At 62.2% G+C, this 13,379-nt stretch carries 14 protein-coding genes; 5 read left to right on the forward strand and 9 right to left on the reverse strand.

Annotation, left to right across the window (positions count from 1 at the left end; genetic code table 11):
• Nucleotides 1-18 precede the first annotated feature (18 nt).
• Together QCE63_RS33160 and QCE63_RS33165 are read right to left on the reverse strand one after the other, a co-directional pair.
• On the reverse strand, nucleotides 19-1,263 hold the full coding sequence (locus tag QCE63_RS33160; protein ID WP_309839091.1) for a sarcosine oxidase subunit beta family protein: 1,245 nt from the start codon (nucleotides 1,261-1,263) through the stop codon (nucleotides 19-21).
• A gap of 43 nt (nucleotides 1,264-1,306) precedes the next feature.
• Nucleotides 1,307-2,701, reverse strand: a complete 1,395-nt coding sequence (locus QCE63_RS33165) for an L-serine ammonia-lyase (protein ID WP_309839093.1) — start codon at nucleotides 2,699-2,701, stop codon at nucleotides 1,307-1,309.
• 275 nt (nucleotides 2,702-2,976) lie between these two features.
• Here QCE63_RS33165 and QCE63_RS33170 point away from each other — a divergent pair, with 275 nt between their 5' ends.
• The 5 genes from QCE63_RS33170 (at nucleotide 2,977) to QCE63_RS33190 (ending at nucleotide 6,558) form a co-directional block, all read left to right on the forward strand.
• Nucleotides 2,977-4,065, forward strand: coding sequence for a GlxA family transcriptional regulator (locus QCE63_RS33170; protein WP_309839097.1), 1,089 nt, complete (start codon nucleotides 2,977-2,979; stop codon nucleotides 4,063-4,065).
• A 59-nt stretch (nucleotides 4,066-4,124) separates the two neighbouring features.
• A complete protein-coding gene (locus QCE63_RS33175) occupies nucleotides 4,125-4,892 on the forward strand; it encodes a class II aldolase/adducin family protein (protein WP_309839099.1) in 768 nt (255 codons plus the stop codon).
• Nucleotides 4,893-5,044: 152 nt separating this feature from the next.
• Nucleotides 5,045-5,524 (forward strand): DUF2778 domain-containing protein, encoded by a 480-nt coding sequence (locus QCE63_RS33180; RefSeq protein WP_309839100.1) that lies wholly within the window; start codon nucleotides 5,045-5,047, stop codon nucleotides 5,522-5,524.
• Entirely contained in the window at nucleotides 5,521-5,835 is a 315-nt protein-coding gene (locus QCE63_RS33185; RefSeq protein ID WP_309839101.1) for a hypothetical protein, read from the forward strand. Before QCE63_RS33180 ends, QCE63_RS33185 begins: the two co-directional genes overlap by 4 nt.
• A 489-nt stretch (nucleotides 5,836-6,324) precedes the next feature.
• Nucleotides 6,325-6,558 carry a type VI secretion system tube protein Hcp gene (locus QCE63_RS33190; protein ID WP_404990236.1) on the forward strand — a complete coding sequence of 78 codons (234 nt, stop codon included), beginning with the start codon at nucleotides 6,325-6,327 and terminating at the stop codon, nucleotides 6,556-6,558.
• Nucleotide 6,559: 1 nt separating this feature from the next.
• On the opposite strand, the gene QCE63_RS33195 is transcribed toward QCE63_RS33190, so the two are convergent.
• The 7 genes from QCE63_RS33195 to QCE63_RS33225 all read right to left on the reverse strand — a co-directional run bounded on the left by QCE63_RS33195 (nucleotide 6,560) and on the right by QCE63_RS33225 (nucleotide 13,353).
• Entirely contained in the window at nucleotides 6,560-7,507 is a 948-nt protein-coding gene (locus QCE63_RS33195; protein WP_309839102.1) for a choline ABC transporter substrate-binding protein, read from the reverse strand.
• 99 nt (nucleotides 7,508-7,606) lie between these two features.
• Nucleotides 7,607-8,599, reverse strand: a complete 993-nt coding sequence (locus QCE63_RS33200) for a GlxA family transcriptional regulator (RefSeq protein ID WP_309839103.1) — start codon at nucleotides 8,597-8,599, stop codon at nucleotides 7,607-7,609.
• 11 nt (nucleotides 8,600-8,610) lie between these two features.
• Nucleotides 8,611-9,513: a choline ABC transporter permease subunit gene (choW, locus tag QCE63_RS33205; protein ID WP_309839104.1), complete on the reverse strand. Its 903-nt coding sequence runs from the start codon at nucleotides 9,511-9,513 to the stop codon at nucleotides 8,611-8,613.
• A complete protein-coding gene (locus tag QCE63_RS33210) occupies nucleotides 9,506-10,684 on the reverse strand; it encodes a glycine betaine/L-proline ABC transporter ATP-binding protein (protein WP_309839105.1) in 1,179 nt (392 codons plus the stop codon). The genes choW and QCE63_RS33210 overlap by 8 nt, the downstream gene beginning before the upstream one ends.
• Nucleotides 10,685-11,106: 422 nt before the next feature.
• Entirely contained in the window at nucleotides 11,107-11,259 is a 153-nt protein-coding gene (locus QCE63_RS33215) for a hypothetical protein (protein WP_309839106.1), read from the reverse strand.
• Between the two features lie 259 nt (nucleotides 11,260-11,518).
• The gene (locus QCE63_RS33220) at nucleotides 11,519-12,529 is read right to left on the reverse strand and encodes a hypothetical protein (protein WP_309839107.1); all 1,011 of its coding nucleotides are present in this window, start codon (nucleotides 12,527-12,529) and stop codon (nucleotides 11,519-11,521) included.
• Nucleotides 12,530-12,669: 140 nt separating this feature from the next.
• A complete protein-coding gene (locus tag QCE63_RS33225; RefSeq protein ID WP_309839108.1) occupies nucleotides 12,670-13,353 on the reverse strand; it encodes an MgtC/SapB family protein in 684 nt (227 codons plus the stop codon).
• Nucleotides 13,354-13,379: the final 26 nt, after the last annotated feature.

The following is a 13,379-nucleotide window of genomic DNA, read 5'->3' on the forward strand; positions in this document are numbered from 1 at the left end:
TCTTTCCTCGTGTGCGGGTTAGTGAGCCACGGCAGCCGCGCCGTGTTCGTCGATCAGATGGCCGGTATAGAAACGGTCCAGCGAGAAGGCTGCGTTCAGCGCATGCGGTTCGTCGCGCGCGATGGTGTGCGCATACGCCCAGCCCGAGCCCGGCGTTGCCTTGAAGCCGCCCGTGCCCCAGCCGCAGTTGAAGTACAGGCCCTTGACGTCGGTCTTGGAGATGATCGGGCAGGCGTCCGGCGAGACATCGACGATGCCGCCCCACTGGCGGTTCATGCGCACGCGCGAGAACACCGGGAACATCTCGACGATTGCCTCCAGCGTGCCTTCGATGATGTGGAAGCTGCCGCGCTGCCCGAAGCCCGTGTACTGGTCCACGCCCGCGCCGATCACGAGATCGCCCTTGTCGGACTGGCTGATGTACGCGTGCACCGCGTTCGACATCACCACCGTGTTCACCACCGGCTTGATCGGCTCGGACACGAGCGCCTGCAACGGATGGCTTTCGAGCGGCAGGCGCACGCCCGCCATGTCGGCGAGGTTCGTCGTGTTGCCCGCCGCAACCACCGCGACCTTCTTCGCCTTGATGAAGCCCTTGGTCGTATCGACGCCCGTCACCTGGTTGCCTTCGCGGCGAATGCCGACGACCTGGCAGTTCTGGACGATGTCCACGCCCGCACGGTCCGCGCCGCGCGCGAAGCCCCACGCCACGGCGTCGTGACGCGCGACGCCGCCGCGCCGTTGAATGGACGCGCCCAGCACCGGATAGCGGCTGTTGAGGTTGATGGTCGGCTCGATTTCCTTGATCTGCTGCGGCGTGAGGAACTCGGCATCGACGCCATTGAGGCGGTTCGCGTTCACACGGCGCTCGGTATCGCGCACGTCCTGCAGCGTATGCGCGAGATTCATCACGCCGCGCTGCGAGAACATCACGTTGTAGTTGAGGTCCTGCGAGAGGCCTTCCCAGAGCTTCATCGCCTTTTCGTAGAGCGCGGCGGATTCGTCCCACAGGTAGTTGGAACGCACGATGGTCGTGTTGCGCGCCGTATTGCCGCCGCCGATCCAGCCCTTCTCCAGAATCGCGACGTTCGTGATGCCGTGTTCCTTCGCGAGGTAATACGCGGTCGCGAGACCATGGCCGCCGCCGCCGACGATCACCACGTCGTATTCGCGCTTCGGCTCCGGACTTCTCCACTGGCGTTCCCAGTTCTCGTGATACGACATGCCGTTGCGCAGCAGGCTGAATATCGAGTAGCGGCTCATGGTGTTTCCTTCTTCGTGCAGGGTGTTATGCGTTGAATCAGAATCAGCATTCGATGACGTTCACGGCGAGGCCACCGCGCGACGTCTCCTTGTATTTCGTCTTCATGTCGGCGCCGGTTTCGCGCATCGTCTTGATGACCGAGTCGAGCGACACGTAGTGCGTGCCGTCGCCTTTCATCGCCATGCGCGCGGCGTTGAGCGCCTTGATCGCGCCCATGGCGTTGCGTTCGATGCACGGAATCTGCACGAGCCCGCCAACCGGATCGCAGGTCATGCCGAGGTTGTGTTCCATGCCGATCTCGGCGGCGTTCTCGACCTGCGCGGGCGTGCCGCCCATGACTGCGGCGAGCGCGGCGGCGGCCATCGAACAGGCGACGCCCACTTCCCCTTGGCAGCCCACTTCGGCGCCGGAGATCGATGCCGTTTCCTTGTAGATGATGCCGATGGCCGCGGCCGTCAGCAGGAAGCGCACGATGCCTTCGTCGTTCGCGCCGTGCATGAACTTCACGTAGTAGTGCAGCACGGCGGGAATCACGCCAGCGGCGCCGTTGGTCGGCGCGGTGACGACGCGGCCGCCTGCGGCGTTTTCCTCGTTCACGGCCATTGCGTAGAGATTGACCCAGTCGAGCATCGAGAGCGGATCGCGCAGCGACTCTTCCGAGCGCGAGCGCAGCGACGCGGACAGGTCCGCCGCGCGACGCTTCACGTGCATCGGGCCAGGCAGCTCGCCGCGTTCCTTGCAGCCGCGCTCGACGCACGCGGCCATCACGCGCCACACGGCCAGCATGCCTTCGCGCACGTCGGCTTCGCTGCGGCTCGCACATTCGTTCTGCATCGTCACTTCGGCGATGGAGAGACCGGTTTCGCGGCACACGCGCATGAGATCGCCGCCGGTGCGGAACGGATGGGGCACCGTGCCGCCCGCGCGCACGCCGTTGACGCGATCGCCCTCGCGATTCACGACGAAGCCGCCGCCGACCGAGTAGTACTCTTTCTCGACGAGCAACTGGCCGTTGTCGTCGAACGCCTGGAAGCGCATGCCGTTCGGATGCACGACGCTCGAACCGGGCGCACCCGGCATCAGCTTGCGATAGAAGCCGATGTGCTCGCGCTCTTCGAACATCGCCTCGTGCTTGCCGAGCAGCATCAGGCGCTTGCTCTTGCGGATGGCCTCCAGGCGCGGCGCGATCAGGTCGGGATCGATCAGGTCGGGCAGATTGCCTTCGAGGCCGAGCAGCACGGCCTTGTCGGTGCCGTGGCCCTTGCCGGTCGCGCCGAGCGAACCGAACAGCTCGACGCGCACTCGCGTGACGAAGGCGAGCAGATTGGCGTCCTCGATGTGGGACGCGAACCGGCACGCCGCGATCATCGGTCCGACGGTATGCGAGCTCGACGGTCCGATGCCGATCTTGAACAGATCGAAGACGCTGACGTTCATGAGCGAGTCCCTTTGCTTGGCTTTGACTGGGCGCGGCGCGACGGGCGCCTGCGTGGTTTCGGTATGGCGCTCATTGCACCAAACCGCAAAAAGACTCGATAGAACAAAAGCGCCGTCGAAATGGGATGGCGGCGTCAGCGCGTAGCTCGGCTTGCGCGCGTCGGTGTAATCCCTAGGTTCCTGGAGCGGTTCGCGGGTTTTCTGACGCGGGTGCCGAACGCCGCGCGCGAGTGATATGCTCGCCGGATAACTTCGAGCCGCCGCACGTCACGCGCATGAACCCCGCAGAGTCCCTTCCACCGCTGTCCATCGACGGTCAATCGAAATCGCGTATTCGCTTCGGCATCATCCTGCTGCCGAACTTCACGCTGACCGCGTTCTCCGGTTTCGTCGACCTGTTGCGCCTGTCCGCCGACGAAGGCGATTTCAGCCGTCCCGTGCGTTGCTCCTGGAGCGTGATCGGCGAGACGCTGGCGCCAGTCCGCGCAAGCTGCGGCATCCAGATCACGCCGTGGGAAACCTATGAGGAAGCCGAGCCGTTCGACTACGTGGTCGTGGTCGGCGGCCTGCTGCATTCCGGTCCCGCGACGAGCGATGCCACGTTGCAGTTCATTCGCCGCGCGGCCGCGGCGGACGCGACCATCGTCGGCATGTGTACGGGCGTCTTCTCGATGATGCGCGCCGGCGTGCTCGAAGGGCACCGCATCTGCGTGAGCTGGTTTCACTACTGGGATTTCGTCGAGCGCTTTCCGCATGCGGATGAACAGGCGCTGGTTGCGGACCGGCTGTTCGTGATCGACCGGCGGCGCATCACGTGCTCGGGCGGGCGGGCCTCCATCGACGTGGCCGCGGCCATTCTGCTGCGCCACTTCGAGACCGCGACGGTGCAGAAGGCGTTGCGCATCCTGCTCGTCGACGACATGCAGAAAGGCAACGCGCCGCAGCCGCATCCGCCCGGTCTCGCGCCGGCGACGCATCCGAAGGTCAAACGTGCGATCCTGCTGATGGAACAGCACGTCGGGCGGTCGCTGACGCTCGATGAACTGGCCCACAAGCTCGACATGTCGACGCGGCAGCTCGAACGTCTCTTCAAGGCGGAGACGGGCAAGGCGCCACAGGCGTATGCGAAGCAGGTGCGGCTGCGCACGGCGGCATGGCTGCTGACGAGTTCGGACAAGACAGTGGCGGATATCGCGTCGAGCTGCAGCTTCTCGGATGCATCGCATCTCGGCCGCGAGTTCCGCAAGCAGTTCGGCGTGCCGCCGATGATGTATCGCGAACAAGGCGGTGCGCAGGATGCGCAGGCCGCCGAGCAATCGATGGACTACGACGAGACTTTTCCGGGCCGCGCCCAGGCGCTGTAGAGCGCCTCAGAGTACTTGGTTCACGTTTTCCGCGGCTCATTACACCAAGGAGGAACGGCATGGCGACTCACGGATACTCGCAGGAAGAATGGCAGGTACGTTGCGATCTGGCGGCGCTCTATCGCGTGATCGGGCATTTTCGCTGGACCGACATGATCTTCACGCACATCAGTGCGCGCGTGCCGGGATCGGACCATCACTTTCTGATCAACCGCTATGGCGTGCTGTTCGATGAGATGCGGGCGTCGGATCTGGTGCGCATCGACAGCGAAGGACGGCCGGTCGAACCCGGCGCCCGCGACGACCCGGAGCGTTATCGCGTGAACCCGGCGGGTTTTACGATTCATTCGGCGATTCACATGGCCCGTCACGATGTGGCGTGCGTCGTGCATACGCATACGGCGGCGGGTGCGGGAGTATCGGCGCAGAAGCGCGGACTGCTGCCCATTAGTCAGCATGCGTTGAAGTATTACGGGCATCTGGCTTATCACGACTATGAAGGGATTGCGCTGGATCTTGCCGAGCGGGATCGGCTCGTGAATGATTTGGGTGCGCATAACGCGATGATCTTGCGCAATCATGGGTTGCTTACCTGCGGGAAGTCGATTCCGGAGGCGTTTCAGGAAATGTATTTTCTTGAACGGGCTTGTGAGATTCAATTGCGGGCGCTGGCGGGTGGCGGGGAATTGAACTGGCCTTCGGAGAAGGTGTGCGAGGTGACGGCTTCGCAATATCGGCGCGATGAGTCGGAGGGGATTACGCGCATGCAGTGGGAAGCGGCGTTGAGGATGATTGAAGGAGGGGCGAGGACGGATTATCGGAGTTAGGGCGGTTTGCTGGTTGCTGATGGCAGTCTTGAATGCCCTCGATTTTGTTGATCGGGGGCATTTTTGTTTTACGAAATGCCATGCATTGGAAGACGGGATGGCGGTACTGTTTGGTGTCTTCTTGTGTTCGCTCACATTTGAGGAGCCTGCGGATGCCGGTATGGTGCACTTTCACGCTCAATGGCAAGGAAACTTCAACGCTCGTGTGTCATGGCTGTGGAACTGTCGAGGCGTTTTCTGGCAGGCTGGAAGGTCGCGACAGTCCGCAGCTAAGCGACAGGCCCCGAATCGGACCTATACCGCCTGGAGTCTACTACCTGATCGACCGTCAATCCGGGGGTACGCTCGGCTTCGCGCGTGACTGGATCGCGGAAGCTATGGGCTCAACCGACCACTCGAAATGGTTCGCGCTTTGGAATCCTCAAACTGGCGACACCACGATGATAAACGGCATAAAGCGTGGGCATTTCCGGCTTCACCCAGCTGGCAGTCGCAGACTCAGCGAAGGTTGTATCACCGTCGTCAATTCTGCTGAATTTGAATATCTTCAACGTTTCATCCGGAAGACGCCCGGACAGATTCGGATTCCCGGCACGACCCTTAATGCATATGGCACGGTTGAAGTGAGATGAGGCGAGTTCTGTTCAGGGTCACACTGGCTTTGATTCTTATCGGCCTCACTTATCGCGCGGGCATCTGGCTGGCGGTCTTCATCATCCGGCAAACGCCGGAGATGCCAGACTGGCTGGATGACACCATTCGCTTCGGGATTGAGCTTACGCATTCGGACGTCAGCGATCCCGAAGATATATCCACAATCGCCAACTTGGCTACATTCGTCGCCAGCTGGATTGTGGTGGGGGTTATGTTGAGTGCAGCCTATGTGCTGGCTTGCAGATTCTGGCATCGCAGGCAGCAACGCAAGGGAGCGACTACAAGCTAAGAAGGATTACCAACGTTAGGGGGTTTAGGTGAGGCGGCTTGCGTGCTGCTCGTGGCAGTCCGTACCCGCCCTTCTGTTGATCGTAGGTATATCTGCTTTACAAAATTCCATGATTTCAAGGAGCGTGGAGACGGTATCTTCGATTACATCTCGTGTATTCTCGGGCGGGCAGCAGCGTGACCACAAGACGCCTTCGATTCGCGCCATTGCTTCTCCGCCAGGCCTTTCGTATATCGCTCTGGTTCATACTTTCGTATGAACTCGGCATCGTTGTCTTTCGTTTTATCGATACCCACGCTCAGGGGTGTACGCTATGGGTTTACAGGATCGTCAGATTCGGACTGGATACATTTGGTTATCGCGATGAAAAGGACCCCGACACCATCGGCGCCTTCTGCGGCCTCTTCGCTCTGGTCCTCAGCTGGATCTTCTCAGCCTTGGCCCTATGGCTGGCCTACCGCTTGATCACCCGCATGGTCCGCAGCCGACATCCATAACACCGCTTCCGTTCACCATAAGACGGCCCTCGAATACTTCCGGATCACCATGGAAGACGTGTTGATCACGAAGGTCCACCCATCCGCCGACGCCGGCTACGCCATCGAAAGCGTCGGCCTGTCCTTCGCGAAAATAAAACAGGAATACGTCGTGCAAAACGCCCAAGGCGGCAGCATGGGCGCGGTCACTGCCGCCTTCGACATCAAGGCCAACAAGGCCCTGTAACTCAATTCGCCCCCGCCACATAGGCCTTCACCGCCGGCAGCCCGTCTTTCCCGTCGAACGTCTTCACCCCCGCCAGCCACTTGTCCAGCACCGTCGGATTGGCCTTCAGCCACTCGCGCGCCGCCTTGTTCGCATCGGTCTTGTTCATGATCGGCAGCATCACGTGGTTCTCGATATCCGTCGTGAATTGCAGATTGGAAACCAGCTTCGCGACATTCGGACAACGCGAATCGTAATCCGTGGGCGTCACGGTCAGCACCTTCGCCTCGCCATAATTGGGACCAAAGACATCATCGCCACCCGTGAGATAATCGATCTTCATCTGCACGTTCATGGGGTGCGGTTCCCACCCCAAAAATACAATCGGCTTCTGCTCGCGAACCGCGCGATTCACCTCGACCAGCATGCCCGCCTCGCTCGATTCCACCAGCTTGAACTTGCCAAGTCCATACTGATTCGAATCGATCATTTTCTTGATCAGCGCATTGCCGTCATTGCCCGGTTCGATGCCATAGATCTTGCCATCGAGCTTGTCGTAGTTCTTCGCGATATCGGTGAAATTGCGAATACCCGCCTGATACGCATAGTCCGGCACCGCCAGCGTGTACTTTGCGCCCGTGAGATTCGGCGTCGCCAGCACCTTCACCTGATTCTTCTTCTTGAACGGATCGATGATCGGGTCCATCGTCGGCGACCAGTAGCCGAGGAACACGTCGATCTGCTTGCTCTTCACGCCCGCGAACGTGATCGGCACCGACGCGATCGTCTTCGTCGGGTTGTAGCCGAGGCCCTGCAGGATCGTCGATGCGAGTCCGGTCGTCGCCGCGATATCGGTCCAGCCGACATCGGCAAAGCGCACGTTCCTGCACGCCGCAGGCTCGGCCGCGTGCGCCACGCTCACACCCGCCAGCATCGCCGCAGCGAGCGACGCGATCCACAAACGCTTCATGCTTTTCCTCTCTCTCAGGTTCATCAAGACGCAAGTCAGCCCGCGCCGCGGTCTGTCACAAACCGGCGCGGAACAGAAGATTTTCAGACAGTTGACGCGCTACGCCGAGAGACGCCGCTCCACGCTGGGCGCATGCCCGAACTGCGCGCGATACGCCTTGCTGAAGTGACAAGGCGAATGAAACCCGCACACGCTCGTCACCCGGGCAATCGACGCATCCGTGTTGCGCAACAGTTCGCGCGCGCGACGCAGCCGCAGCGTGAGGTAGTAATGCGTCGGCGAGACGCTGAGGAACATCTTGAACATGCGCTGCAAGTGCCGCTGCGACAGATGCACGAGCCGCGCAAGCTCTTCGAGCGAAAGCGGCTCTTCGATGTTCGCCTCCATCAGCCGCACCACTTCGACGAGTTCGGCGCGCGAGAAGCCCACGCGGGCATCGACGGGAATGTGCTGATAGTCCGTCGAGCCGCGTATCCGTTCGACGATGAACTGTTCCGACACCTGCGCCGCATGCGCCTGCCCCAACCGCATGCCGACGAGATTGAGCATCAAATCAAGCGGTGCAGTGCCACCCGTGCACGTGAGTCGATCCCGGTCGATCACGAACAGTTCGTCAGCGAAACGCACGTGCGGGAAGCGCTTGTTGACCGGCGACATGTCTTCCCAGTGCAGCGTGCAGCGATAGCCATCCAGCAGCTTCGCGGCCAGCAAGGCATACGGCCCGGTGCAGATGCCGCCCAGCGGAATGCCCGCCTCATGTGCGCGTTGCAGAAGTCCGATCACCTTGTCGTCGACGTAATCGGCGACCTGCCAGCCCCCGCAGACGATCAGCACATCGGGCATGCCCGCTTCGTCGATCGTCGTGGCCGGCTTGACCGTGATGCCGTTGCTGGCGCGCGCGGGTTCGCCATCCGGCGTGATGATCGACCATCGATAATGCTGCGCACGGCCGACGTAATTGGCCATGCGCAACACCTCGACCGCGCTCGTGAACGCGATCATCGAGAAGTTCGGCAGCGTCACGAAGCCGAAGTGCGCGAGATTGGACAACGGTGAATCCACAGTCGCCGGGACGATCGCGTCGCGCTTCATGCACAAGCCTCTCAGCTTTGTTGGGTCGCCGGCGTGCGGCGTACTTTCATCACGCTCTTGAGACCGGCGAACAACGGAGCGCGCGCCATGCCGGGCGAGCGGCCGAAGCTTTCCGTGATGCGGTCCAGGATGATCGCCAGCAACACCACGGACAAGCCGCTCTCGAAGCCCAGGCCGATGTCGAGGCGCTGGATCGACGCCAGCACGTCGTTGCCAAGACCGCCGGCGCCGACCATCGACGCAATGATCACCATCGACAAGGCCATCATGATGGTCTGGTTGACGCCGGTCATGATCGACGGCAGCGCGTTCGGGACCTGCACCTTGTAGAGCAGCTGCCACGGCGTGCAACCGAAGGCCTGCCCCGCTTCCACGATCTCGCGGTTCACATGCTTGATGCCCAGCGACGTGAGACGCACGGCGGGCGGCATCGCGAAGATCACGGTGGCGAGAATCCCCGGCACGCGGCCCAGGCCAAACAGCATGGCGGCCGGAATCAGGTAGACGAACGCGGGCATGGTCTGCATCAGGTCGAGCACCGGACGCACCATCATCTCCACCGTCCGGCTCTTCGAGGTCCAGATGCCGAGCGGAATGCCAAGCAGCAGGCTGATGAAGGTCGATGAAAGCGTAAGGCCCAGCGTGATGACCATCTGATCCCAGAAGTTGGTCGCGTAGATCAGCAGCAGCGCGGCCAGCACGAACGCGGCGAAACGCCAGCCGACCCGCCACAGGCCGATGCCCACGAAGATGGCGATCATCAGCCACATCGGAATGGCCTGCAGGCCATGCTCGACCGCCGCCGCGAAGGTTTCGATGACCTTGCCGATCGAATCGAAGGTTTTCGCATCGTGATCGAGGAGATAGTGGACGCCGTGGTCCACCCAACTGCCAAGCGGAATGACTTCAGACATGGGAACCTCGATGGTGCGTAAGGACCTTCAGGACGTTGGCCTTGTTGATCGAACCGCAGTAGAAGCCGTCAGCATCGACAACGGGCAGCGGCGCCGGACTCGCGACCACACGGTTCACGACATCGTCGAGAGCCATGTCGCGCTCGATGCACTCGATGGGATTGATCTGCGGCACCGCATTGCCATTCCCGTCGCGGCCGACAAAGCCGCGAATGCGGCGCTCGCCGTCCATCACGAATGCGTAGTCCGCGCTGCCGTTGAGCGTCGCCGCAACGCTCGACGCGTCGATCTGCGGCGCATGCTTGATGAGCGGCACTGCGTCGGTCTGCATCAGATCGCCCGCCGTCAGATAGCGGCTCGTGTCGATGCCCTCGAAGAAAGCCTCGACGTAATCGTCAGCGGGGTTGGTGATGATTTCCTGCGGCGTGCCGATCTGCACCACGCGGCCGCCTTCCATGATCGCGATACGCGTGCCGATGCGCATCGCCTCTTCGAGATCGTGCGACACGAACAGGATCGTGCGGCGCTGCTCGCGTTGCAGTTCGAGAAGCACGTTCTGCATCTCCTTGCGCTTGAGCGGATCGAGCGCGGAGAAGGCCTCGTCCATGATCATCAGCGAAGGATTCACCGCCAGCGCGCGCGCCAGTCCCACGCGCTGTTGCATGCCGCCCGATAGTTGCGCAGGCAACTTCTGGGCGAACGGCGCGAGACCGACTTGTTCGAGCACGGTCATCGCCCGTGTCTCGCGCTCTTTCTTGCCGACGCCCGCGACCTCGAGGCCGAATGCGGCGTTGGAAAGAACAGTGCGCTGCGGCATCAGTGCGAAGGACTGGAACACCATGCTCATGTCCTTGCGGCGCAGTTCGGTGAGTTCCGAGCGGCGCACGGCGGCCACGTCGCGGCCGTCGATCAGCACTTTGCCGGCGGTCGGCTCGACGAGCCGGTTGATCAGGCGGATCAGCGTCGATTTGCCGGAGCCTGACAGGCCCATCAGCACGAATATTTCGCCTTCCTGGACGTCGAACGAAACGTTATGAACGCCGACGATCTGCCCGGTGCGCTTGAAGACTTCTTCCTTCGTCGCACCGCCGGCCAGCATGTCGAGCGCCTGCTTGGGACTGTTGCCGAAAATCTTGCACAGTCCCTCGACTACCACTTTGGGGGAATTCATCGAGTCTCTCCTGGCGGGGCGGACGTGCGTCCGCGCTGTGCATACATAGTTGCCAGAAAAAAGTCACCTCAGCCGACTAATTGCGACAGGCACATGTGGAAATACGACACTGAAATAGGGGCGAATACAGGCAATGCTCGTCGGCGCCTTGTTGGACAAGGCTTTGCGACCAACGGACGTGGGGATTTTGGCGTGTCGCGTCAGGACAAGTCCGGATGCCAGATAACGATGCAGGCGGGTTGCGGGGTTGACGTCAGATAAACGAAAGGAGGGGCGATGCGAGCGCGCGCGGCAGGGCGCGTAGGGAACAGCGAGAAGGTGCTAGAAAAACTACAGGGTGCGACTTGGCGGGCGGGTCGTACGGCAAAGGAGCCGTCGTGTGTTGCTTGTGTTGTGTTTCCCGCGCCGCCTTCAGCGACGCATTACAGGCGAATGCCGAAAGCCGTGCCGCGTGCCTTGCGCTGACGCTCCGCATCACGGAAACGTGCTTGGTAGGAGTAGTCCTTGTCCAGCGGAAGGTTCGGCGATTCGAACAGCGAAACAACTTTTTGCAGCAGGGCGAAAAGGTAGCTCATGTCTGGCTCCGGTTAGCGGTAAAGGGTTTTCCCTTAATTCGCATTATAGGGTTTGCCCTGATTCATATCCAGTGCGCTGCAGCATTTTCGGAGAAATTTGTTGTAGTTTTTCTACATTTTACCGATTTGCGCGGCTCATTCCGCGGTTTCAACCAGGGGATAGCCCGCGAACGCCTGCGCGACCGACCTTCGGCTACGGGACGCACGAAAGCGCGCCACGCCGCCGCAGCGCGTGTCGCTGAAACGGCAAGGTGGCTGATCAGTGTGCCGTCGATCCGGCGTGATGCCGCGCGGAACGCGCGTTCTTTTTGGAGGGATAGTCCGAGCTGACCGCGCTCACCGGCTGCACCGGCGAGGCATCGACTTCATACCGATCGCGCGCATCGGAAGTGTGGCGCAGGCTGACGGTGTCCGAATCGGTATCGAAAAGAGAGGCAAGCGTTGCCTGCTGGTTGAGCATCAGTTGCTCCATGCGGTCCTGCTGCAATTTGCCGTCGCGGCCCATGTGCACCAGCACCACCGTCTGCGCGATACCGGTTGCCACGGTCGCGAGCATCACGCACACGATGATCGATAACATTGCCTTCATCCGGCGCGCGTGCGCGGTCGCCGACATGCGCTGCTCGATCATGACGGCGTGGACCGCGTCCACTGTGTCGGCAAACGCGACGGCACGCGCGCGGTCGAGCTCGGGCTCGGCGCCGGCCTTGATCTGCGGCGGCACCTCGTCAGGCGCTTCGGAAGACTGCGCCGGCTGCGACGCCACACCGGCGCCATGCTCGTCGAGCGCGACACAACTGATGCTAGCCGCGCGCGGCACGGCGGCGGCGAGCGCACAGAATTTTGCGGGCTCCGTGCCATCGCTATTGCAGGAAGGAGACGGCGGCACTTCGTCCTGGAAGAGCCCTTGCACCGGCTCGACCGGCGCCGCGTTCGTCTTAGACGCCCGTTTCGCCTCGGACGGCGGTACGGCGTGATTCGACTGCACCGCGGCGAGAAACACCTCGGGCAGCTCGAAGCCTTCGAACGTGCCCTGTCGAATGTCGGTATTCAGTGCCTGAAGGTGCGCGCGCTCAGCGTCTTCGGCGAACAGGTCGAGCGTTTCGCCATTGCGCGCGTCCTCGCTCAGTGGCGCGAGACGCAGCGCGGAGCGCGTCGCACGGGCAAGTTTCTTTTCGGTGTCGACGCCGTCCTGTCCGGTCGGCGGTTCGGGCTCCCTTCGCAAAGCGTTGGGCGCGACGGTGTCGCCCAGGAGCGTGTCAGGCGTCATGTTTGCAGCGGAATCTGGCATAGGTTCGAAAGGCCGCTGCCGCGACCCTGGACGCAAGGTGGTCCGGCGGTCGCGGCGAATGCTTCGAGAGGCCGCATTGTCTCACGCGGCGGGGCGCCGTCCGTATCCCTCAGGCAAATTCAGCCTGCATCGTCCTCGCGGAATTCGCGCACGACGTCGAGATGCCGCAAACGATCGCAGATCGCCCGATATTCCATCGCCGATGCGCGCGACAGTTCCACGCGCACTTCGTCCAGATCGGGCGAGTCGTCGCTCTGCTGGACGACGAACTGCTTCACGCGCACGCTGCCGGGGCCCAGCGCCTCGTGCAGCCCATGAAAAGTCAGCGCGCCGCGCTCGACCAGCATCGTCAGTTGCCGGCGCTGCTTGACGCTGATGAAACGCCGCTCCAGCGGCTTGATGCCCGCGAGGATGACGAGGATGATCGCCGTCGCCGCGATCGACGCCGTGTACAGCCCGCCGCCCACCGCCAACCCGATGGCCGCAACCGACCACAGGCTCGCCGCCGTGGTCAGTCCGCGCACGATCTCGCCGCGCAGGAGAATCGAGCCTGCGCCGAGAAAGCCGATGCCCGACACCACCTGCGCCGCGACCCGCGATGGATCGAGCACGACGTGATCGCCCTTCAACGCTTCCTCGAAACCATAGGCCGACACGATCATGATCAGCGCCGAGCCGACGCACACGAGCATGTGCGTCCGCAACCCGGCCGCCCACGAAAGCCGTTCGCGCTCGAAGCCGATCACGCTGCCAAGCGCCGCCGCCATCACGAGCCGCGAGATAATTTCCAGATTTCCCAACATCTTGCAGACCTCCTCGGGTCGAAAGC

The sequence above is a fragment of the Caballeronia sp. LZ065 genome, assembly GCF_031450975.1.
In the GTDB taxonomy this organism is placed as follows: domain Bacteria; phylum Pseudomonadota; class Gammaproteobacteria; order Burkholderiales; family Burkholderiaceae; genus Caballeronia.